Origin of the sequence: Burkholderia sp. MSMB1459WGS (genome assembly GCF_001534535.1) — a bacterium.
In the GTDB taxonomy this organism is placed as follows: Bacteria; Pseudomonadota; Gammaproteobacteria; order Burkholderiales; family Burkholderiaceae; genus Burkholderia.
Genome location: NZ_LPMU01000023.1, coordinates 14,156 through 37,776 on the forward strand (window position 1 = coordinate 14,156; position 23,621 = coordinate 37,776).

13 protein-coding genes and 1 pseudogene are annotated in these 23,621 nt (G+C 58.7%); 10 read left to right on the top strand and 4 right to left on the bottom strand.

Going from position 1 to position 23,621, the window contains the following annotated elements:
- Positions 1-106: 106 nt before the first annotated feature.
- The 10 genes and pseudogenes from WT97_RS07860 to WT97_RS07880 all read left to right on the top strand — a co-directional run bounded on the left by WT97_RS07860 (position 107) and on the right by WT97_RS07880 (position 20,693).
- A complete protein-coding gene (locus WT97_RS07860; RefSeq protein ID WP_082751357.1) occupies positions 107-14,665 on the top strand; it encodes a LysM peptidoglycan-binding domain-containing protein in 14,559 nt (4,852 codons plus the stop codon).
- A gap of 1 nt (position 14,666) precedes the next feature.
- Positions 14,667-14,987, top strand: coding sequence for a hypothetical protein (locus WT97_RS34000; RefSeq protein WP_156440222.1), 321 nt, complete (start codon positions 14,667-14,669; stop codon positions 14,985-14,987).
- Between the two features lie 227 nt (positions 14,988-15,214).
- Positions 15,215-16,414: a hypothetical protein gene (locus WT97_RS34005; protein WP_156440223.1), complete on the top strand. Its 1,200-nt coding sequence runs from the start codon at positions 15,215-15,217 to the stop codon at positions 16,412-16,414.
- Positions 16,411-16,662: a hypothetical protein gene (locus WT97_RS34010; protein ID WP_156440224.1), complete on the top strand. Its 252-nt coding sequence runs from the start codon at positions 16,411-16,413 to the stop codon at positions 16,660-16,662. The genes WT97_RS34005 and WT97_RS34010 overlap by 4 nt, the downstream gene beginning before the upstream one ends.
- Before the next feature lie 74 nt (positions 16,663-16,736).
- Positions 16,737-17,534, top strand: a complete 798-nt coding sequence (locus tag WT97_RS34015; protein ID WP_156440225.1) for a hypothetical protein — start codon at positions 16,737-16,739, stop codon at positions 17,532-17,534.
- A gap of 67 nt (positions 17,535-17,601) precedes the next feature.
- Entirely contained in the window at positions 17,602-17,892 is a 291-nt protein-coding gene (locus WT97_RS34020; RefSeq protein WP_156440226.1) for a hypothetical protein, read from the top strand.
- Positions 17,892-18,365, top strand: coding sequence for a lytic transglycosylase (locus WT97_RS34025; RefSeq protein ID WP_156440227.1), 474 nt, complete (start codon positions 17,892-17,894; stop codon positions 18,363-18,365). Before WT97_RS34020 ends, WT97_RS34025 begins: the two co-directional genes overlap by 1 nt.
- Before the next feature lie 20 nt (positions 18,366-18,385).
- On the top strand, positions 18,386-18,568 hold the full coding sequence (locus WT97_RS34030; RefSeq protein WP_156440228.1) for a hypothetical protein: 183 nt from the start codon (positions 18,386-18,388) through the stop codon (positions 18,566-18,568).
- 623 nt (positions 18,569-19,191) lie between these two features.
- Positions 19,192-19,437 (top strand): annotated as a pseudogene (locus tag WT97_RS07875) (transposase); the annotation flags it as partial.
- A 134-nt stretch (positions 19,438-19,571) separates the two neighbouring features.
- Positions 19,572-20,693 (top strand): DUF2827 domain-containing protein, encoded by a 1,122-nt coding sequence (locus WT97_RS07880; RefSeq protein WP_060036055.1) that lies wholly within the window; start codon positions 19,572-19,574, stop codon positions 20,691-20,693.
- A 433-nt stretch (positions 20,694-21,126) separates the two neighbouring features.
- Here the strand turns inward: WT97_RS07880 and WT97_RS07885 are convergent, their stop codons facing one another.
- Genes WT97_RS07885 through fliP form a run of 4 tightly spaced genes read right to left on the bottom strand, consistent with a single transcriptional unit; the run spans position 21,127 to position 23,620 of the window.
- Positions 21,127-21,525 carry a hypothetical protein gene (locus WT97_RS07885; RefSeq protein ID WP_257127553.1) on the bottom strand — a complete coding sequence of 133 codons (399 nt, stop codon included), beginning with the start codon at positions 21,523-21,525 and terminating at the stop codon, positions 21,127-21,129.
- Complete coding sequence (locus WT97_RS07890) at positions 21,507-22,079, bottom strand: hypothetical protein (RefSeq protein ID WP_156440229.1); 573 nt, start codon at positions 22,077-22,079, stop codon at positions 21,507-21,509. The genes WT97_RS07885 and WT97_RS07890 overlap by 19 nt, the downstream gene beginning before the upstream one ends.
- Positions 22,080-22,085: 6 nt before the next feature.
- A complete protein-coding gene (locus WT97_RS07895; protein ID WP_257127552.1) occupies positions 22,086-22,850 on the bottom strand; it encodes a sigma-70 family RNA polymerase sigma factor in 765 nt (254 codons plus the stop codon).
- A complete protein-coding gene (fliP, locus tag WT97_RS07900; RefSeq protein WP_082742278.1) occupies positions 22,847-23,620 on the bottom strand; it encodes a flagellar type III secretion system pore protein FliP in 774 nt (257 codons plus the stop codon). The genes WT97_RS07895 and fliP overlap by 4 nt, the downstream gene beginning before the upstream one ends.
- Between the last annotated feature and the right edge of the window lies 1 nt (position 23,621).

The window sequence follows — 23,621 nt, forward strand, 5'->3', positions numbered from 1 at the left end:
CAGATCGCTAAACGAATTTCCAACGTTTCAGATAACTCCCGCATGAAAGCCGTATCCGGCCCATCTGGCCAGGCGGCAACCACACCGAATACGGGAGAGCAAGCGCATGGTAGCGATCGTTACGGGCCAAGGGCTGGGTCTGCAATCATCTTCGTCCACGGCGTTGGGCAACAGAGGCGTGCTGGGTAACGCCGTGTTCGGCCAGACGGGCGAACAGGTCTACGTCAACGCGGCGAACGGCAACCTGATGCTGCGCGATCGCGACCAACTGCTGTTGGGTCAGGGCATCAACGGCGCTGTGTACCGCGCGTACAACAGCCTTGGGCAGCTCAACTGGCGTGAAGGCGCCTCCCGTGCCGTGGACGGATTGACCGGCACACTGAACGAGGTCGGCAGCACGATCACGCTGACCGACTGGGACGGCTCGCAAACGAAGTTTGCGTTCGATGCCGCGCGCAATCTCTATGTGTCGACGGCAGGTGTCGGTGCGAACGTCGGCGACGCGAATCAGCCCGGACCGACGGCCGTGACGACGACGGGGCCGCGTGCGACCCTGCAGTTCGATGCTGCCACGAACAGCTGGACGTGGGCCGATGGTACCCAGCACGTGATGGAAACGTACGACGCGGCCCAGGGCGGGCGGCTGGTGTCGAGCCGGGACGTCGACGGCAATACCGTGAAGTACGGCTATACCGCCTCGGGTCAGCTCGCACAGATCACGACGGCGGGCGGGGATGTCACCTATCTTGACTACGACGCGGCCGGGCGGCTTTCGGCGCTGCGTTCGGTCTATCAGCAAGCGAACGGGCAGTTGGCGACCGAGACCACGGTGCGCTATGCCTACGACGCGCAGGGGCGATTGTCGCAGGTCGTGACCGACCTCTCGCCGGAAGACAACAGCATTGCCGACGGCAACGTGTTTACGACGGCGTACGCGTATGACGGTACGAGCGACCGGATTGCGTCTATCGGACAAACCGATGGTTCCCGAGTGGAATTCACGTACCAGTTGATTGACGGTGAGTATCGTGTCGCGACGATTGCTCAGGCGGCGGATAACGGCGCAATGAGGATCACGCGATTGCAGTATGACCTTGCAAGTCGGCAAACGACCGTGACCGATCCTCTTGGTCTCGTGCAAGTTTTGTATTGGGACGATGCGGGGCGGCTGAAGAGTGTTGAGAAGCGGCCGACTACCGGTCAGCAGGACGGTCAATGGATTGCCTTTGACTACGATGCTGAGGGTAATCTTTATTCGCAGACAGACAACGTGTTGGGGGGGGCGTGGCTTGTCTACGATAAGGCCGGCAATCTCGTGACGTCGAGCGGAGGTATCGGAACAGAAGTCAGGCGCACGTTTGGCTCGAAGAACGAGCTGCTGACCGAAACGGTTATCAGTACGCTCGGTAGACCAGAATTTTCTTCTCAGACGACACGTTACGCTTACGACGATAAAGGTCATATCCGGTATGTCGTCAGCGCCGAGGGTCGAGTCACGGAGTATCGATATAACGCGGTTGGACAACGCGTGTCGGAAATCCGTTACGAGAATGCGGTATTCGACAATACGGGACTCGGCGAGACAGATGCACTGTCGGTCGGTTCTCTCGACGCATGGGCGGGAGCGTCGAGTGATCGGCAGCATGCGTTGCGTATTGACTCTACCTACGACTGGCGGGGGAATCTGGCAGTCGAGACACGGTACGAACGTCTCCTCGCAGACGGAACGGGTGATCCGACTGGCATCGTTTCGCAAACGCGTTACGTCTACGACCCGCACGGGCGTTTACTGCAGCGCTACGTGGGCGAATCGGGCAACGAGAAGGTTGAGCAGATCACCTATGACGGATTGGGGCGGATTTTGACCTCCGTGAGTTTCGATGGAGCGCTCACGGTGTATCAGTATGACGACAAGAATCATACGGTCGCGGTCACTTTCGCAAATGGCCTGACCCGTACGTCGAGCTGGAATGCGGCGGGCGAGCTCGTTGCGGTTGCCGATACCACTTCAGGTGTACTCGTTTCGCAGACGAAGAACTGGTACGACGCGGATGGTCGGCCGCGCATGTCAACCGACGCGAACGGACAGAGCACACATTACCTGTATAACGCACGAAATCAGAAAATTGCCCAAATCGGGCCGGACGGTGTCCTGACGGAATACGTCTACGACAAGGGGTTGGGATACCAGACGAAAACGGTCACTTATGCGACACGATTGACGTCTGCCCAACTCGCGACGCTCACGGATTCCTCCGGGCGTCCGGTCGAACTACTGGAAGCAGGCGGTCCATTGACGCTCGAGGCGCTTGGGCTCAGGCCGAGTGCGACGCCCGCAGATAGATCGGAATGGCTACTCCGGCTGAACAACTCTTGGGTTGACAGAACGATTGAATCCGACGGCACCGTTACGAAGTGGAGTTATGACGGTTTTGGGCGTGTAACTTCGAAGACGGTGTTTTCAAATCGCCTCGATATGACCGCTGCGCCGGATGGTTCGCTTCCGCCGGCCGATGTGGACCACGATCGGACAACGCGATATTTCTACGATCGGGATGGGTCGTTACGTGGTGAGTTGGACCCTCAGGGCTATCTCACGGAATACCGCTATAACGCTGCAGGCGAACGCACGGAAGTTATTCGGTATGCGACGGCTGTAAGCGAAGAACAGCGTACGGCATTTTCAATATGGTCTGGACCGAAGCTCGCAGAACTCATCCCGGCTGGCAGTGCACAAGATGTGTCAACACGCTTCGTGTATGACGCACGTGGGTTGCTTGCAGCGGAAATCGATGGCGAAGGCTACGTCACGCGTTATCGCTACGATGCGCAAGGCAACGTTGTCGAGCGTACGCGGGGGCAGCGCATTGAATTGGGCGCATTGAGTCAACCTCAACAGGTGGCGGTCAATATCGAGGCGTCCGGCAAGGTTGGTGCGGAGCTGGAGATTTGGCTTGATGGTGTACAGGTCGGGACGGTGACGCTCAGCTCAGAGAACTACACGCGTTACACCTTGACGGTCCCCAATACAGTGCCGCTTGCCAGCCACACAGTCGAATTCCGTAGTTCGAGGAACGCGCCGATTGTGGTGCGCGATGCTACGTTCGGCGATCATGAGTTCGTCCGTGTTGTCGCAGCACCATCCAGGCTAGTGACCTCTAGTGATCAACAGAGTGTTCGCTACACACTCAACGCCGCCGACTTGCTCGCATCGGCATCGACACCAAGCAGTCTCGAGCGTACGACCTACGCGTACGACGCGATGGGCCGTCTGCTGGAGCAGGTCACCTACGGCGTAATGGGCTCCAAGACGTCGAGCTTCACGTACGACAAAATGGGGCGCGTGCTGACCGAAACGCAAGGTAAGCCGCCGTTCAATCGCACGACGACGTATCGCTACGACGAAGAAGGCCGGGTGATCCGCAAGTATTCCGGAGAAGGTAGCCGGATCCTCGAACTGATCGACGTGTACGAAAAGAGCGGCGATACAGCCATGCTCGCGCAGCTCCGGCGTGACGAGTTCTACGAAGCCTACACGTACGATGCCGCTGGTCTTCGGACATCCGCGACCGACGCAGATGGCCGCAAGACGCTCTACTACTACGATGCAAACGGCAATCTCGCAGCGACGATCAACGCGGCCGGTGAAGTCGTCGAGCATAACCGCGATGCTTTCGGGGATATAGCTCAGACCACTGTTTACGCGGTTCGACTGTCGGCCGATGTGCTCAAGACGCTGCAGGGCGGCCGTCTCACGGATGATGTGTCGACCGCCATTGCGTCCCTCGACAACGCCGACGCGTCGCGCACGTCTTTCAACTACAGCACGGCGGGCCGCTTGACGAGGCGCACCGATGCGATGGGTGCGACCACCGAGTATGCATACAACGCATTCGGAGAGGTGACGTCGCAATCGCAGCAGGTAGGGGGCGATACACACCGGATCACGACATACGACTACGATCGCGTCGGCCATCAGATTCAGCAAGCGACAGATCCCGGCTACCTGAATCTGATCACCAAAGCCGTCTATGATGCCTTCGGCCGAGTAGTTCAATCCGTCGATGCGAACGGCGTGTCACGCATTACGGAGTACGATAGAAACGGGCGCATCGTCGGCATGCGTGATGCGGCGGGCCGGACCAGTACGACGTACGACGCGTTCAACAACGTGCTGACGCAAACGGATCGCCTGGGCAACACGACCGCGTACAGCTACAGCTCGAAGATGCAGTGGATGATCGTCAGAACGCCCGAGGGGGTTGTGACGACCACGAAGTACAACGAGTTCGGCCAGATTGACAGTGTGATCGATGGCCAGGACAACGTTGTCAAGTATCAGTACGATCGCGACGGCCTGCTGAAGAATGTGAGTAGTCAAAGCCGGGCGCTGCACGGCTACGACATTGACCAGTCCCACGGATACGACCGCGATCATGCCGGGAACGTATTGACCGAGTACGAGGGAGATCGAAAGTCCGTCGAGTACAGCTATGACGCGGTCGGTCGCATTCTGACGCGGAAGGAACGAACCAATCAGAGTTCGCCGGCAAGCGGCCCGGACGGCTGGGTTCCGGTCGAGCTGGTCACCAAGTACGAATACGACGCAAAAGGGCAGCAGATCCGCACGACCGACCCGTCCGGAACGATTACCGACACGCACTATGACCTGAACGGCCGCAAGATGACGGTGATCGTCGATCCGGACGGCCTGAAGCTCACGACGGCCTTCACCTATGACGGCACGGGCCAGATCCTGACGGTGACTGAAGGTGTGGGCAGCGCGACCGCAAAGGTCACGCAGAACACCTACGATGGCGCAGGTCGGTTGATCGAGCAGATCGTGGATCCAGCTGGTCTGAAGCTGACGACGCGTTATGCGTACGATCCGGCGGGGAACCTTGTGTCCGAGACCAATGCGGCGGGGGGCGTCACGCGCCATGTCTACGATGCCGCGGGCAGGGCGATTGGGTCAGTCGGTCCGACGGGTACCGTAACCGCCATCGATCGCGATGCCGAAGGGCGGATCGTCAAACGCACCGTTTATGCAACGTCGGTAGCACTGACCGGCTTGCCGGACCAACTGACGTCGGAACAATTGCACGGCCTGGTGCCGGCATCGCAACAGGACGAGATCGCGCGGAACGTTTACGATGCGGACGGCCGACTGCGCTTCACCGTCGATGCAGCAGGCGCCGTCACGGAATTGACGTACGACGCCAGTAACAACGTGGTTCGCAAGACGGCGTACGCGGGGTTCATCAATCCGGCTGAAGGCGAGTCGCAAGACGCTATCCGGACGGCATTGTCGCGGATCGACGCCCAGGTTCAGGCCGGTGACCGCGTGACGCGCATGGTGTACGACAGCAAGCATCGTCTGGTCGCGACCATCGACGCGGCTGGTTATGTCACGAGAAATACGTACAACGCGTACGGGCAACTGGTCGGCACGAAGTACTACGCGACGCCATATGCGGGCACCGACAATCCGAACTACGCCACGTTCACGGACCTGCTGAACACATGGGACGCGCAGGGCGTACAGAATACGGCGCGCGAAACGCGGTGGTTCTACGACGACGCGAGTCGTCCACTGTATACGGTCGACGCCGAAGGCTACGTTACCGAAAACCAATACGACAACGCAGGTCGGCTCGCGAAGACGATTCGTTACGCACGTGCTCACCCCGAAGCGGCAAGCTACAAGAAGACCTATGACATGTGGCTGGCGTTCCGGTCAGAGTCGCTTGACCAGGCCGCGGTCACGGCCTATCGCTACGACGGCGCCGGCCGGCTGATCGAGACGACCAACGCGCTGGGCGTCAAAACGAGCTACACGCTTGACGCCCTCGGCCGAGCCGTCGATACGACTGTGGCCGCTGGTACGAGCGATGCGTCGACGACCCATGCCGTCTACGATCTGACGGGTAACCTGATCGCGAAGACGCAGGCGTACGGTACGGCCGTCGCTATCACGACGCGCTATGCGTATGACGCACTCGGCCGGCAAGTTGCAATGACCGACCCGCGCGGTGTCGAACTCGCCGAACAGGACACCGCCTGGGCACTGGCGGAGCGCGGTGCGCGAGGCTTGGTGGACGGCGCCGGCAACGCGCTGGCGGCGGCCGTGCTGACCGATGACCAGAAGCGTGCGCTGTTGCAGGCTTACACCAGCACCCAGAGCTACGACGCCGCCGGTCGCGTGACCGAGAAGGCAGACGCGCTGCACAACGTGACACGTTACCAGTACGACGCGTTCGGCAACCAGGTAACGATGACTGACCCGTTGTCGGCCACAACTGTGTCTTTCTACGACAAGCTTAATCGGGTCGTCGCTCAAGTCAGCCCGGAAAACTGGGTCGTCGGCACACAATACGATGCGTTCGGTAACGTGTCGCAAGTGACCGATTACCGGCTCGCACGGTCGGGCGCGGTCGATGACGCGTGGAAACGCGACGGCTGGAAGTCGGATCTGTCGCAGGTATTGCCTGCCGGCGATCCGGCCGATGCCGTCACGCGAATGGAGTACGACAAGCTCGGTCGCTTGATCAAGTCGACGGATGCGGAAGGGTATTTCGAAACCTACGGCTATGACGGTCTCGGCAATCGCACCAGCTATACGAACAAGCTGGGCGGCACGTTCACCTATACGTACGACCATCTCGGCCGGATGACGTCCGAGACGTTGCCGGTGCGGTCGAAGGACAAGGCCGTCGTCAACCGCTTCGAGTACGATTCGCGCGGCAACCGGATCAAGATGACGGAGGCGCAGGGGCTCGACGAAGAGCGCATTACAGAGTACGGGTATGACCTGCTGGATCGGCAGGTCAGAACCTATCAGTCCGTTTATTTGGGTAACTATACAGTGGCTGACGCGATCGAGACATCGATCTTCGATGCGCGTGGCAACCTCGTATCGAAAATCGGCGTCAACGGTGCGGTCACGACGTGGTACTACGATGCCGCTGGTCGCAAAACCGGGCAAGTCAGCCCGAGCGGCACGCTGACGTTGTGGGAGTACGACCCGGCCGGTAACGCGACGCGTACGCGAATCTTCGGGGATCCGGTGAAGGCTACACAAGGTTCACAGCCCCCGGCCCCGGTCGATGCGGCCAGCGTGCGCGAAACCCGTATGGTCTATGACGCAGACGGACGCCTCGTCCAGTCGCGCGTGATGAACGTCGCGACCGGATATTTCGATCCGAGTGCGGGCGAAGATCAGCGTGGTGAATACTTCATCACATCCGGGAGCGAGCTGGTCACGCAATGGGAATATGACGGACGCGGCGCGGTCATCTCCAAAACGGACCCGGGTGGCGGTCGCACACTGTACTTCTACAACGGTAGCGGCAAGAAGACGCTGGAGATCGACGCAAAGGGATACGGCATCGCCTATACGCTGAACGAGCGAGGCGACGTGACGCGGGAGATACGGTTCGCTAAACCGTATCCGGATCCGGTGACGGCAAACCCGTCGCTCGGCGCCACGCTGATTAACGCATGGCCGCGCAGCGAGGACGACCGAATTACGGACTACACGTGGGATCGCAACGGGCGAAAGACGAGCGAAACTCGCGAAAACGTGCAGTTTGCCTCGGTTGACGGCAATGGCAAGCTGACGCAGCAGGTCGGTGCGGCGACGACGCGTTATGCATATGACGGCAACGGTAATCTGTTGAAGCAGATCGATGCCAACGGCAGCCAGTACGACTACGGGTACGATGTGCTAAGCCATCGTACGTTGGAAGTACTGCCGGAGTTCACAGATTACCAGGGGAAGCAAGCTCGCGCCCGCACAGTGTATCAGTATGATGGTCTAGGCAATATCACGGGGGAAAATCACCAGGACAGCAGCGGGGATAAGGGTATGGCATATACCTACGCTCGCGGCAGAGTCAATGGCAAGTGGTATGCGGACGGTACGCTGACCATTTACTCGTACGACGTGGCCGGCAACGTGACGGGTATGCAGTTTGGTAACATCGAAGCTGACGGTCCGGGAAAATTCTATTCTTTCGAGACCCGCTACGATGTTGAGAATCGCGAAATCAGGCGCTACAGCGGGACGTGGCGGGAGAGTGGTTCCGAGCAAGGTATTGAGACCGAGTTGCGTTACAACGCGTACGGCGAACTGATTGGGCGGCGCACGAACGGCAACGGGATACTTTCCGCGCAAGGCGGTGAATGGCAGGAATACACGGACTACGACAATGCTGGCCGCGTCGTTCGCACGAACTTCAACGACGGTATTTCGCATCTGTACATGTACGATCGCAACGGGAATGCAACGCTGAAGGTCGAGTCGATGCAGACTGACCTGCGTGGATTTGCGATAAAGACAGGCGACGATCTCGAGAAGTTGCTCCAGAAGGCCGACATGATGCAGACCTTTACGCGCTACGACGCGCGTAATCAGGTCATTCAAATTCGTCAGCCGAAGACGTCGGGCAGTGTGCCGCGCATCAGCTTCCATCCGGTTGATATTCCGATCGACGGCGGGATCTTTGCGAATACCCAACTGAGTATCGGCGGGTGGATCGAGAAGCAGAATCGGCCAGTACCTGGGCCGGTATTGCCTCTGGAGGGGGGCGACGTCGGCATGTCCAATTCGGGCGGCGTGGCGCATGCAACTTCCAAGTGGGCCGTCAACTATCCTGACTTTGGAGATCGCGGCAGCGGCTCGGGAGGCAACGTCACGATCCAATCGCTGGATTTCACGTTGCCGGATTTCTCTGGGTTGTATGGCGCATACAATGTCGAGGTACGCGTCAGCTATACAGTCAATGGGTTTATCTGGGCTCCGACTGGCGGCGAACAGTCGATGGAGACGAATGGATTCGGCAAATCGGCCACCGTGACGTCTGGGCCGATGCCGGTCAATGCCACCCAAGTTAGCGTACCAATCAACTACACAACACCGGAGTCGCTCTGGGTAAATGGGTTCGCGGGAAAGAACCAAGTGAATTTCTCCGCGTCGGTGGAAGTGTTCGTGACACCCCAGAGCGGCTCTTCAGGACCTATATCGGTCGGCACATTTTCGCAGTCCGCCACGCTGTTTTCGAGTGTAGAGGATGGTGGCGGCGATGCCTATCATGAGACGGTGACGGTCGCAGCGCCTAATGCACTTGATGTCGATACACCGCTGGAGGGGGCGGCTAGTCTCCTGAGCGTCGCACGGAACTCGTTACCCGCCGGCGCTCAGGGGAAACTGTACTATCGGCCGGCAGGTACCAATGAGTTATTTCGGACGCTGGACAAGAGTTCGTTCAGCCAGCCGGGCTCGTACACGGTCGACATCGGGAACTTACCCGATGGCGATTACGAAATGATCTTCATGGCCATTTCGGACGGCAGTGACGGGCGCGAACCCGGCACGTTGCTGCGTCGGGACGGTTATAACGCCCATATCGCAAGAGGCGGCAACTCAACCATAACTTCGTCGCCGATCCCCACTTACGAGGAAAGCAGCCGCGCCGGTTTCCTGGCCGATGCATCCGGCAGTTACATCTGGACGTCGCCGCAAACCCTGAACCTTTACTCGGCGCGTGATTCCGCGCTGCATCTGGCCGACCACGTCATCGTGAAGATGCGGCAGCAGGGCGGCACCACGTGGAACGAAGAACGAACGGTCTGGCGTGATCCGGCCACGGGCGCATTCTCGGTTGACCTATCGGGATACGCACCGGGCAACCTCGACGTCGAGTTCGACCTGTACAACGCAGCGGGCCAGAAGCTCGATGCCGTGCTGAGTTCGGTGGGATTGCCGGGTGGAAACGGCTCGCCGTCGTTCAGCACGAACTACCTCGCCGACCTGAAATCGACGATCGTGTTCCATTCGCAACCTGCCGACACCGATTACATCATGGTGTCGTGGGTGCAGGACGGTACGACACGCTATTCGCGCGTCACCCGCATGGGTAATGGCGAGTTCACGTGGGACGTCCAGGCCGGCGGGTTGATTCCGCAACCCGGCCAGTCATATGCCTACGCTATCAAATACACCGCCTACGACGCCGCGGGCATTCCGCTGGCGATGGGCGCCGGCGACATCACCGTCGGTACGGTGGGCAATTCGCAGGTGACGCTGACGGGTAGCGAGCGCCCGAGCATTTTCGAATTCAAGCCTGTCGGCGCGGACGGCCTGCCGCTGACGAACGTCAACACGATCACGTTGTACTACCGTCAATCCACGGTGAAGGATCAGGCGTTCGATCGTCCGTTTACCGAGGTGACGCTGACGCGTGACGCACTTGGGCGCTTCCTGTTCGACGCATCGGCGCTGCCCACGCGGGCCGAGTTCGAATATCGCTACCTGGCCAAAGATGCAAACGGCACGGTGTTGACCGAGCGCCAGAGCTATTTTCTGACGGGTACGCGTAATAACCCGGTGACGAACGTTGATATCGTCGGCGTGATCGACGAGACAGCGAAGGACATGACGATCGACCGGCTGCAGCAGCACAACGCATTCGGCGAGGTCTCGGCAGAGCGCGACGGCCGCGGCAACTGGACGACTTCGTCATACAACACGATGGGGTATCTGACACTCAAGCACGAGCCGAAGGTCAGCGTGACGCTCGCGAATGGCGCACAGGTCGAGGTCGAGCCGGACACGCGCTTCTACTACGATCTCACCGGCAACCTGGTCGGCTTGAAGGATGCAAACGGCAACCTGACCACCCAGCAGTGGAACTACGGGTCGGCCAAGGCCACGGTCGCCCGGACATGGGATGCGCTGGGGTTCAGCAAGGCGATGCAGTACGACGTGTTTGGCAATCTGCGAACGACGATCGACGAGCTGGGGCGACGCACCGACTATGGCTACGACAAGATGAACCGCTTGATCGAAGTCGATCGGCCGGCGCTGGCGGACGGCCAACGGAGCATCGACCGCTACGAATACGACGCGCTGGATCGGCGTATTGCACATACCGATGCGCTGGGCAACCGCGAGCGTACGTTCTACGACGTCGATGGCCGAGTGGTAAAGACGATCAGCGCAGCGGGTCGCGAAGTCAAGTATGACTATAAGTGGGTCACGAGCATGGGCTCGGCCGGAGCGGCGACCTCGGGCGGTTGGATTCGCACGACGACCAATGCCAACGGCATGACGACGGTCGACGAGAACGACCAGTTCGGTCGCTTGATGAAGCACACGGACCTCGGTGGGCACGTGTTCCAGTACCAGTACAACTGGGCGGGGCTGCTGACGAAACAGTCGGGAACGAGTGGTCAGGATGTCGACTACACATACTACTCGAACGGTTTGGTGCGCTCGATCCAGGATAACGCGACGAAGACGCAATCGCTGTACGAATACGATGGCGACGGCAATCGCACAGCCGAGTACTTCTCGAATTTCGGCGATGTCTTTGTGTTCGCGCAATCCCGAGTGAAATACGACGCGTTGAATCGCGTGACTGCGATCGAGGACGATGCGTATAAGGTGTATTACGAGTACGACGCGGTGGGCAATCGCCGCAGGATGCTCGCGAAGTACACCGACATGGTCGGCTATCACGACCGGGAGCAGGAGTACTGGTACGAATACGATGCGCTGAACCGATTCACGGTGTCGATGGGCAGCCTGTCGGGTGCGCGTGCAACGGACCCGAACGACACAAGCGTTTCGATCGTGAAGGGAGCGCTGGGCGGAGACGGCATACAACTTGGCTACAACGCGGCAGGTGAACGCGTGTTGGCCGTGTACGCGAAAGACGGCCGGACGGAGCGCTACACATACGACGCCAACGGCTATCTTGCAACACAGAGCGTCAACGATATTGTCGTGCAGGAGCGCAAGAACGACCTGCTGGGTCGCGTGATCGGCTTCGTCGAACGCGACGCGAACAGCGGCCAGCAGGTAACCGGGATCGACCGTACTTGGGATGCAGACGGGATGATCTCGCAGGAGCGCGACAATCTGCATCGCGCAACCTCGGTTTATACGCGCATGGCGGACGGTACGCTGACGAAGGTGGAAACAGCGCCGGACGACGCGAGCGAGACGCGCACGACTTCCACATATGCATACGAGTGGTGGGACAGCGCGAAGCAATCGCGCGTGACAGTGCAGGCGTCGAATCCGAACGCGCCGGGCTGGCGGCCGGCAACGTCGTACTTCAACTACGATGCCAACGGCAACCTGAAGAGCACATATGACGATGGTGGGAACGATCCAGGTAAGGCGCGAGCGTTCCAGTACTGGACCGATCTGCGTGGCCAAGTGCAGCGGCGCGACGAGCTGACTGGCGTGACGGTAGGGACGGATGGCCGGATCTCTGGGGCGGCCGGCGATCGCAAGCACAACTACTACTACCTGAACGGCAACCGGGTCGGGAACCAGGGTAACGACGGGATCGACCAGATCGACTACATGCAGGAACTTGCTGGCAAGCTCGGCAAGGGTAACGAGAATCAGTATCGGGTCTTCACGCCGATCAGTGCCGCCGACTTCGACGAGAACTACATGGCGATCAACGGCACGTATCCGGCGGCGAGCGCGGGCCAGTGGACGGTACGTGCGGGCGATACGCTGAAATCGGTTGCGTCGGCGCTGTGGGGCGATTCGAGTTTGTGGTACATCCTGGCAGATGCGAATGGTCTGAAGAGTACGGATGAGCTGCGGCCCGGACAGTTGTTGACCGTACCGAACAAGGTGACGAACGTCCACAATACGGCGACGACGTTCAAACCTTACGATCCGGGGCTCGCGATCGGTAATACGCAGCCGACGCTGCCGGCGCCGCCACCTCCGCCGGGACCGGGCGGCTGTGGTGGATTCATGCCGATCATTGCGATCATCGTGGCAGTCGTGGCTACGGTCTACACAGCGGGGGCAGCGTCCGGATTGCTTGGTGTGACGGCAACTGGGGCCGGTGCAACGGCAGGTGGTGGATTGGGTAGCTTGGGCGTGGCGACATTGTCGGGCAGTGTAACCGGTGGTACGTTGGGTGCTGCGTCCGGGGCAGTAGCTGCGGGTATTGGCGGTGCAGCGGGTGCGCTTGCAAGCCAGGGCGTGATGATCGCCGGCGGCGAGCAGCACGGCTTGAATTTTGCAGGCATCACGTTGGGTGCTATATCGGCAGGTATCACTGCGGGCATTGGCGTCGCGGCAGGTACGCCGGGTAGTGCGTGGAGTGCAGCGGCTCAAGGTGCCGTAAGGTCCGTTGCGACACAGGGTCTCGGGGTAGTAACGGGCCTGCAGGATCAATTTGACTGGAAAGGTGTGGCGGCCAGTGCGATTGCGTCGGGTGTAGGATACGGCGTGGGCGAGCAGGCCGGGAAAGTAGCAATAGGGGCAGGTGCCAGTACGGCCATCGGGCGGTTTGCCAGCGGCGTAACCGGTGGATTCAGCGCCGGAGTTGCGAGTACGCTGGTCCGTGGTGGAAATTTGGGGCGTAATATCGGGGCAATCGCCGCGGACGCGGTCGCTGGCACGGTTGGCAATATGGTTGCCGACAACTTAGCGAGTCGTTCTGCATCGAGCGCAAGCACGCTCTACGGCGTCGGCGGCGACGTGAATGCGATGGTGCAGGGCACGTATCCGGTCGATCCTGCCAAGCAGTTCGCTTGGTCAGCCAATGCTCGATTGCAACCGGCAAGCAGTTCGTTTGATTCGACTGCGGCGAGCCTTGGGCTGTCGACAGAGCAGGCGCTGCGCTTGATGGCGTCATCGAGCAGCGTATCGATCATTGACTCGAACGGGCCGACGAGCGCAGTGGCGTATCCGGTCCCGACGCCGTATGTGCCGGCTGTCGAGATTCCGGGCGGACCGGCTCTCAGGCCTTTCCCGGTGGAGTACGGCGAAGTCAGAGCACTTCCGCCGAGCTTGCGTGACCGTCTGTCGGATCCGTCAGTTGGTAGTACGCCGGGCGGAGCGATCCTGGGAGCGGCCTATAGCGCTGTTGAGAATTTGGTCGGCAATACAGCTGCGTTGTTCTCCCCCTATGGGCTGAATCCGGTTTCGGGCGAGATGCTCAGTCCGGGGCAGTTGCAGCGAACGAAGGAAGATTTGATTATCAATGCCGGATCGCTCGGCATTGGTGGTGTTGAAGGAGAGGCGGCAGCGCTGGTAAGACAGCAAGGCCAAGCAATGCTGCGATCGGCTGGCGAAGCGTTTGGTCCACAGGTCGACGGTATTTTGGGCCGAGCAGTGCCCGGTATCCGGACTTATGTTTTACCGGAAGGTCAATCTATAAGTGCGCTGGGCGCCGGCGGTTTCAATCCGGCATCACCGACTGGACTGACTTATGCGTCTGAGTCGCTTGGCGCAAATATTCTTGAATTGACGTCGCGGCAAAAGTTCGATGCCTCTGGTAATGTCGTGCAAGCTATGGGTATTCGTTCAGAAATCGTATCGACGTTTAAGCCGGAAACAGGAGATTTGTTTATTAATTTCTACCGTACCACCGAAGTTGGGCGCGGTGTTGGTGCTGAGATGATTTCGAATTCCATTCAGAATTTTGGCGTATCGAATGTTAAGTCTATATCAGCTGAGCTTGGCTTGGCCAATAAGGCAATATATGAGTTCAATATTGCTACGGAGGGAATGTCTCCGGTACAGGCTGCTAGAAATACTCCGCTTGGTAAGTCACTGATAAATCTAGGGTACAAGCAGATTGACGTGAATGGACTCTATATTAGAGCTAGATTGGGGAACTGAATTGAGTGCTGCTGACAAGGAAGCCGTTCTGGAATTACTGGAAGCGGGTAAGGCGTCGGATTTGGTGGACCTGATTCTTGGTGATTCACCATGCCGCGTTACTGGTGAAGTGATCTTTGCTAATGACGATGAACGCAACGCCTATGTAATGACGATAGAGCACTTGCGATTCGTCGCCAAGTATGGGACGCAAGCTGGACCGGTCAAGGAAGGCGGACGAGTATATCTACCGTATCCCGACTACTTTGAAAAATGGTTCCAACTTGGAACTCCGGGATTGACTCAGGCGGATTTGGCCAACTATCTAGGCAAAACTGTGTGATCAACCTTGCTGAGTTAGTGCACTCGTCGAAGGGGAAGTGCTTTCTCCTCCAACGAGTGCCCATAGTGTCGCGTGATGAATCAGATTCGGCGCAAAACTCGCGTCTGGGCAAAAATTACCCTGTGTCGTATTGATGGGCCGGAGAGCCTTGTGCTATAAGGGTTTGCGCTCTTTAAGAAGGCAGTTTGCGGTAAAGACACCTGTTTGGCAATATGGTTGCGGACCGCATGCAAAGTGCGTCGATCGGGAAATCCGGGACCAACACGAGTGCGCTTTACGGTGTGGGTGGTGACGTCAATGCGATGGTGCAGGGAGCGTATCCGGTCGATCCTGCGACTCAGTTCGCATGGTCCGCCAATGCACAGTTGCGACCGACAACCAGTTCGTTCGATTCGACGGCGGCAAGCCTTGGGTTATCGACGGAGCAGGCGCTGCGCTTGATGGCGTCATCGAGCAGCGCATCGATCATTGATTCGAATGGGCCGACGAGCGCAGTGGCGTATCCGGTCCCGACGCCGTATGTGCCGGCTGTCGAGATTCCGGGCGGACCGGCTCTCAGACCTTTCCCGGTGGAGTACGGCGAAGTTAGAGCACTTCCGCCGAGCTTGCGTGACCGTCTGTCGGATCCGTCAGTTGGTAGTACGCCGGGCGGAGCGATCCTGGGAGCGGCCTATAGCGCTGTTGAGAATTTGGTCGGCAATACAGCTGCGTTGTTCTCCCCCTATGGGCTGAATCCGGTTTCGGGCGAGATGCTCAGTCCGGAGCAGTTGCAGCGAACGAAGGAAGATTTGATTATCAATGCCGGATCGCTCGGCATTGGTGGTGTTGAAGGAGAGGCGGCAGCGCTGGTGCGGCAGCAAGGTCAGGCGATGTTGCGATCGGCCGGAGAAGCCTTTGTACCACAATTCGAAAGGCTCGTTGAAAGTACGACTCCAGCTTTGCGGACGTATGTTGTGCCAGAGGGAACGACTGTTCCGCTCGGGCCACCTACACCGCGCATCAACGTTTCCGATGAGTTTGTCGTTCGGACTAGCAAAAACGGTAGCGTCTCATTGCAGTTTGGCGATCCAGAAGGGATTCATGGTCTAGTGGTCAATGTCGACAAACAGGGTGTCCTTGGCTTCAACATTCGTTCAGCACCGGGCGGCAGTTCATTCTCGACAGCATCCGGAACGGACATGTTCGCGAGTGCGATGCAACGTTTGGAGCAAGATGGCGTTCAGGTTAACGCAATTCGTGGCACCTGGATTAGTGGTACCGATAGCGTGAATGCGGCTCAGTATGCGTCGAACCTAAGTAAGGGAATGACACCTCAACAAGCGGCCGCAAATACTTGGACCGGACGCATTGCGGCGAGATACGGCTTTACCAATGTTGGGGTCCCTAACACTGGCTATTCTGCTACAACAGTAATTTTTGGACGATGAAAATTATGCTCGAAGATATTCTCAGAGGACGCGCTCCGAGCGAAGTGTTTCGAACTATCATTGCGAATGATCCAACTGTCGGGAATATCGGCCTTGCAGATCTACTAGGTGACGAATTTGTCGATTTATCTAGTGAGGCTCAACAATTAGTATGGCACTGGAAGGGGCCGGGCAAGGATCAAGGTTTATCGGATGAGGAATTAGATGCATTGCTAACAAAATTCCTAAGGCAAGCCGGATACTTGTAGCCTGAGTCTTGCGCGAAGAGTAAATCAACCTCGGGGCAATCGCCGCGGACGCGGTGGCCAGCACCGTCAGGAACATGGTGGCGAGCAACGTGCAGGCTGCTTCCGTCGACTCGACAACGCGGCGCGCTCAGGACGCGATCGCTGGCCTCAACGGGCAAATCCTGCCCGGTGGCTTGGGCGGTGTTGGCAGCGGATTCGTAGCACCGGAGTCGACGTATAGCAATGCCGCGTTGCTGTATGGCGCATACGGTGGGCTGGTCGACACGACACCGACAACCTATAGCAGCGCGTCGACGTTGTATGGTCCGAGCATGGGTGTACCGGCAGCGCCTACGCAGTTGGCCGGACAAGCGTTTAGCGCACAGTTCCCTGATGCGTTGCCGGGTGCTCTGGTGGCTGGTCCGGGCGCTGGTGAAATACCTCTCGATGCCGCAATTCGTGGTTACCGAGGCGGATATGCTGGTGTGCTGGATCCGAGTCCTGGCGCGGCCTATGCCGGCAAGTTGGTTGGCGATGCGGCGCAAAGTTTCAAGGATTTCGGCTACCAGCTTGCTGGGGCTGCGAGCGCCGATGCTGCACGTGCTGCATGGAGCAACGGCAACTACGGAACAGCGGCCGCGAAGCAACTTCAAGCGTTTGGTGAAGCAGCTTCGACATTGATAGGTGCTGGTGCTGTTGGAAGAGCGGCCGGGGCTGCGGCAGTTGAGACCTTTGGGCCGACAGTAGATAGACTGATGAGTAACTACATGTCGCGCAGCGGCATGCAGTTGAATGCGGTTGATGTAGCTGGAGTTGGCGGAACCACCGCGCGAGTAGGTGGCAAGCCAGATTGGCTGTTGCGTGTCGAGCAAGGTAACGCATTTCAATGCTGAACGCTCGTCCGCTTATCCGTACAAAGAGGTCTACGTAAACAAGTCTACGGGTCAGGGGTACTATCGATTGGATTCCTACAACCCCGGTCTTGGGGAAATTGTTTCTCGCAAGTTTACGCAGCTATCTGATATTAAGACGCAGACAGCGGTCAGCTATATCAATGAAATTCCAGGAAAATATTCGGTGAATGCTGGTATTGCAAACGTACCATCGAGTGGCGGGCTGGGTGGACAGATGTTGCGTGGTCAGTACTATCTCGAAGTGCCGGTTCAGATCAGACCAGTTCCGCAGTCGGTTCTTGATGCTGCGAACAAGGCTGGGGTGTTGATTCGAGATGTTAACGGTAGGATTTATTGATGAAGCGGCCTATCTATTTTTGTAAGTCATGGTTCCGTGCCAAGAAGCGGCCGACGGAGATTTGGTCTGAGGAGCAAGCCAGGTCGGCTCACGTCAATGGCCAACTTTACACGGTTCTTGTGGACTCCGTTGAGCGGCCATATTGTTTTCTTGAAGTAACAGCCAAGGCGATCGGACTTGGTTTTCTTGACAATTTGTTGAGGGAATCACTTTCATACGACTTCCAGGAAGTTGAGCCCGGTAAGCTATTTCTATCGATGGCCACTTATCGAGAATTTGACGGCGATACGGATAGGGTGATAATTGGGACATCATATATCTTTGCTCGTGATGGTGGCGTCACGATACGTCGAGAATTCTTCGATCCGCACCGGATTGAGACTGCTACTTCGTCGGCCGACGTGAAGCCTAATTATTCCGCTGTACCTGAGTTCGGCGAGTACGATGACTTAGTTCGTGTGGAACGCGGATAAAAGGGGATGACGTAACACATTTGGACGACAACGCCCGCTTCTGCGGGCGTTGTCGCATCTGCGCTCGAGTCTCAGAAGAGCTGTTTGGCGACGCGCCGTCGCTCGTCGTCATCGAGGTGCATTACGGGGATTCCGTCTATCGCGTGACGCAGCCAGCGGTTGGCAATAACGCGATGATCGGCGTTCGCTCTGGCTGCCGTTGACGCCGACAATTGCCGACTTCCGTCGCTGGCCGTCGCGCTGTCGTCGGTCCCGTTTGCAGCGTAAATATCGTGTTGGTCCAAAACGCACCACCCCCTTGAAATCGCACAGACATGACGCACGCGCCAAAACGCGTGCAAACCGGTCGCTCAGCCCAAGCGTGGCGCGGGTTTGAGGCGCACCACATTGCTGAGCGGTGAAACGTCGTTGCAGTGGTCGCGGATCGCGCAAAGCCAGTATGGACGTGGCTTTGCGGCATGGTGCAGATTGCACCGCGTCGAGCGCGCGACGACGACAGTGTCGCCTTGGTGTAGTCCTCGCGTATCGATCGTGTCTCTGACCTGTATCCCGAGTGTCGCCCAGCTGAAAGCGATAGGCACGACGGATATGTTTGCGGAAATGCCGACGCATTGCCGAACCATATCGTGCCCAAAGGGCGTAGCCCTTTGGAAACCGGGATGGTGGTGCCGTGATGTTCCCTCGGTGTTCCATCGACGTGTGCCCATGTGCCTGTCGTGTTCTGGTGGCGTTCGTGCGAGGAGCAAAGGGAACTATTGCAGGATAGGCACATGGTGCCAGAACGTATGACAGGGGCCGATGTTGGAAGGCCTTCGTTGGCCGCACCTATGCCTTCGCGCCTGATATTCGGGAAATTGTATATACGACCAACGCGATAGAGTTGCTGCACATGCAGCTTCGGAAGATCATCAAGGCACGCGGCCACTTCTCGTCGGGCGTGGCCGCACTCAAATTGATCTGGCTGGCGCTGCGCAACGTCGTGGCCAAATGGACCGGTTCCCGGCACGATTGGAAGAGCGTCATGACTCAGTTCGCGCTGCTTTACCCGGAACGATTCAACATTGGAATCTGAATCTCAACCCGCCGCACACGCGAAATTCCGGATACCTCCAAGCGTTCGGATCCAAATTTTGACAGTTTTTAACCGCTCGGAAAATGCGAGGACGCTATGATTTGCATCTATTTGACGAGCACACCGGATACCCAATGAGTTCCGCACGATCACTTAGCATCGGCATCACAATCGGCCTTCACCACGCGACCGAGAGTCTTTGGGTCAACGGCATCAAGCAGAACGCCTTGTATCTGATGAAGCTCTTTCAACACTCGTCGCTCGGTCATCAAGTCAAGCTCGTCAACACAACGAGCGTCGAGATCACGTCCGCTCTTCCCTGGGATATCAAGCAGTTTCCGGTGTGCTCCTTCGACGACGCGAAAGATTCGCTGGATGTCCTGATCGAGCTCGGGGGGCAAATCGATCAGCAGCAAACCTCGTATCTGCAGGCACGTGGCGCAAAAGTCGTAAGCTATTGTTGTGGTCCGGAATACGTGCACATGATGCAGGCGATGATTTTTGGCAGACGGCATGCCGAAACGGTATTTATCAACCAACGTTACGACCAAGTGTGGATCATCCCGCAAGTCGTCGATACCAGCGCCGGCTTCTTCAGCGTTTTGCGACGCCAGCCTGTTCGCGAGGTGCCGTTTGTTTGGGACCCGATCTGCGTGGAAGAACGATCGGCCGCACTCCCGCATCGCGGGGAATATCGCCCGACCGGACAACCGAAGCGGTTGTCCGTGATGGAGCCGAACATCGACGTCACCAAGTTCTGCCTCTACCCGATCTTGATTGCGGAATTGGGTTATCGGAAGCTAGGCGAGAAAATATCGTATGTGCACGCGACGAACACGGAACACCTCGCGAAAGGCAGCCCCGAATTCATCGGCATCGCAACTCATCTGGATCTTGTGCGGGATTCGAAAATAAGCTTTGTCGGTTATTACAACACGCCCCAATTTCTTTCGGAATACACCGACATCGTCATTTCTCATCAATCCGGTCTTGCATTGAATTATTTCTATTTCGATGTTTGCTGGAACGGTTACGCAATGGTTCACAACGCCGACCTATGCCGCGAACTGGGTTACTTTTACAATAAAAACGACGTGGACGAAGGGTGCCGTCAACTCGAGCGAGCCGTCGAATTTCACGATGAGGATTGGCAAGGTTACCGAATTCAGCAACGAGAGCGGATCGGGCGATTTTTGTCCACCAACCCGAAACAGGTGGAAGCGTATGACAGGTTGCTTGTCGGGCTTTTTGAGTGAGACCGATCGTCCCGCTTCAGTGACGGTTATATCAAGCTGAAGGGGCTGGATGTCGCCGGGCGCTGGACATGTCGCCCAACTATTTTGCGGGACGGGCGCGTGATCTGGCACCGGAAGATCTCCGGCCCGTGACACGCTGATATCGGAGCGCGCCGGCTTGCGCCGAATGGACTGACGGACAGCAAATCGTCGTAGAAGCGGGGCATCACCGCACCCCCGCCCGTGCAGCAATCACCCCTATTGCATCATCGCCAGCCAACGCATCCGCCATCTCTATTATCGGTCTGCTCCAGTCGCCCAATCTTGCTTGCCGTTATAGCTGCATGGACCTGTACCACGGCGTATCGCGATGGCTGTTGTACCAGCGCTTGGCGCGGGGTGGTCGCTTGTCACTTTACCCCCGGTGAAGTGCGCTGGCTCAGTTTGACGAGTATTACTTGCGAAGGGCAAACGCGGCCATCAGATCGTCCTTGAGGCTGTCATCTTCCAGGATGGCTTGCGCGACCCGGTTCGCAATCGACTGAAACGTTGGATCGTTGACCTGCTCGTCGCCGAATTGCCGGTGCAGCACATGCTCGACCGCGGCGCGCGTCAACTGGAACTCGTCCGTCACGCCCGCTGCGAGCAACTGGTCGATATGCGCTCGGAGCGTTTCACCCAACGGGCGTGGCCCGCTTTTCGATGTTGTACTGGCGGCCGACGTCGCACCAGCGGCGCCCGGCCGCGCGCGGGCCTTCTTGTCGAGTTCGCTGCACAGTATCTCGGTGAGCTGGTCGAGCGTGGTGCGGGAAATCATGGCGATGGAAAAGCCTATCAGCGGGGCGTGGAACACGCCGGATCGATTTCCGGAAGGATACCCGTCTTTTCCGATGACGCGTGATTGCCCGGCGAAGTATCAACGATCGACTCGACGTGCCGGAGCACGTCCGCAATATAGCGATTGATCAGCGGGTATTTCGTATTCGATGCCATCCCCGCACGTAACTGCTCGCCGGCCAGTGCAAAGCGGTCGTCAGCGAGGTTCAGCAAGCCGGTTTTCAGCATGCGCAGCGTATCGTCGGCCGGCAGCGTATCGAGTTGCTGCCACGCATCGACGGCCCGATCGACATGACCATGAGTCAAGTGGAGAAAGCCGAGCATGAAGCCTGCGACAGGGAAATCGGGCGTCAGTTGCCGCGATGCGTCGAAATCGCTTCTGGCAGCCTCATAGTGCTGCGCCCCGGCATGAACTGCGCCGCGCAGGAACCACAACCGGTAGTCGTCGGGCCAGCGCTCGAGTGCGTTGTTCAACGCGTGGAGCGCCGCTTCGTCGCTGGATCGCATGGATTCCACCAGCACGGCCATCCGGTCGTCCGGGCACAAAATCGATGACAGGTTGTTTTCCATGGCGAGTCACGCAAGAAGATAGAAGTCGTCGGTGCCGATCTGCCGACGAAGCTCGTCGAGTGCCGCGCGATGCAACTGCGAAATGCGGCCTTTGGACAGGTTGAGAATGTCGGCGATGTGCTCGAAGCTCAAGCGATGAAAGTAGTGGTAGCGAATGATCTTCTGCTCGCGTGCGGGCAGGCGGTCGACCGCCTCGTACAGGCGGGAGCGCGTCTGCTGCTGCGCCAGCGTCCGGTACGGATGGTCCTGGAAGGACTGCGCCGCCCCTGGGTCGGCACCGATCATGCCCGTATCGTCGAGCATGAAACTGATAGCGAGGCCGACGGTCACGCCCGCGAGCACGCGAAAGACGTCGCGTGGCTGGCCACCGGGGGCATCCTTCAGCGACTCAAGCCGCTCGCGGCGGATGCTGGCACGCAGCGCGGTCTGTTCCTGCCCGTCGGTCAGCCGGGTGACGCCGTCGAGGACGCTACCTTTGATCCGCTGTGTGGCGAACGTCGTGAATGCAACGCCGCGGGTCCGGTCGAACCGGTCGATGGATTCGAGCAGGCCGACACAGGAGAACTGCATGTAGTCCTGGTACTCGACATCGTCCCGATGCCGCCCGCGATACAGCTTGCCGGCGAGCGCGGCCGCATACGACAGGTAAAAATCGAACAGCGCCTCCCTGGTGTCGGGGTCGCGCCTGCGCTCGAAGGCGACCCACAGATCGTGCTCCGGTCCTTCTGTCGACAGAGCGCGCATCGCGCCCGGCAGATCCGGCAGCGTCATTTGAAACTACCCAGCACGCCGCGCAAAATGAGACCCCAGCCGTCGACCAGCACGAACATCAGCACCTTGAGCGGCAGCGAGATCGTCGCGGGCGGCACCATCAGCATGCCGAGCGACAGCAGTACGCTGGAGACGACGAGATCGATCAGCAGGAACGGCAGCAAGATGACGAAACCGATCTGGAACGACACTCGCAGCTCGTTCAGGATGAATGCGGGCGTCAATTGCAGCAGGCTGACGTCGGCGGGCGTTGCCGGAAGCGGCTGATGCGACATCTCGTACATCCACTTCAGTTCGTCCTCGCGCACCTGGCGCAGCATGAAGTCGCGCAACGGCCCGCTGCTGCGCTCGAGCGCCTGCGACAATTCCAAGTGACCGCCGATGAACGGCTGAAGCGCATCGTGGTTGATCGTCTGCAGCGTCGGCAGCATCGCGAACACGGTCAGGAACAGCGCGAGGCTGATCAGTACCGGCGTCGGCGGCGTTTCGGGCATGCCGAATGCATGGCGGATCATCGACAGCACGATCGCGATCCGGATGAAAGCCGTCATGGAGACCACGAATGCCGGGAGCAGGCTGAGTACCGTCAGCAGCACGGCGATTCGGACGGCTTCGGACATGCCGGCCCCGGAGCGCTCGAAGTCGGCGACGCCGAGCGCCGACAGCGGGGCTGCAGCCTGCACTGCAGGTGACGCATGGGCCCAATTGGCGGCACCGCCCAGGAACGCAAACAGCATGACGGCCAGAACGCGGAGCAACGTCGAGCGCATT

Excerpts from the sequence above, each read along its gene's own strand:
- WT97_RS07860 (WP_082751357.1), top strand. The coding sequence starts at position 107 with ATGGTAGCGATCGTTACGGGCCAAGGGCTGGGTCTGCAATCATCTTCG.
- WT97_RS34005 (WP_156440223.1), top strand. The coding sequence starts at position 15,215 with ATGCAAAGTGCGTCGATCGGGAAATCCGGGACCAACACGAGTGCGCTT.
- WT97_RS34010 (WP_156440224.1), top strand. The coding sequence starts at position 16,411 with ATGAAAATTATGCTCGAAGATATTCTCAGAGGACGCGCTCCGAGCGAA.
- WT97_RS34015 (WP_156440225.1), top strand. The coding sequence starts at position 16,737 with ATGGTGGCGAGCAACGTGCAGGCTGCTTCCGTCGACTCGACAACGCGG.
- WT97_RS34025 (WP_156440227.1), top strand. The coding sequence starts at position 17,892 with ATGAAGCGGCCTATCTATTTTTGTAAGTCATGGTTCCGTGCCAAGAAG.
- WT97_RS07880 (WP_060036055.1), top strand. The coding sequence starts at position 19,572 with ATGAGTTCCGCACGATCACTTAGCATCGGCATCACAATCGGCCTTCAC.
- WT97_RS07890 (WP_156440229.1), bottom strand. The coding sequence starts at position 22,079 with ATGGAAAACAACCTGTCATCGATTTTGTGCCCGGACGACCGGATGGCC.
- WT97_RS07895 (WP_257127552.1), bottom strand. The coding sequence starts at position 22,850 with ATGACGCTGCCGGATCTGCCGGGCGCGATGCGCGCTCTGTCGACAGAA.
- fliP (WP_082742278.1), bottom strand. The coding sequence starts at position 23,620 with ATGCGCTCGACGTTGCTCCGCGTTCTGGCCGTCATGCTGTTTGCGTTC.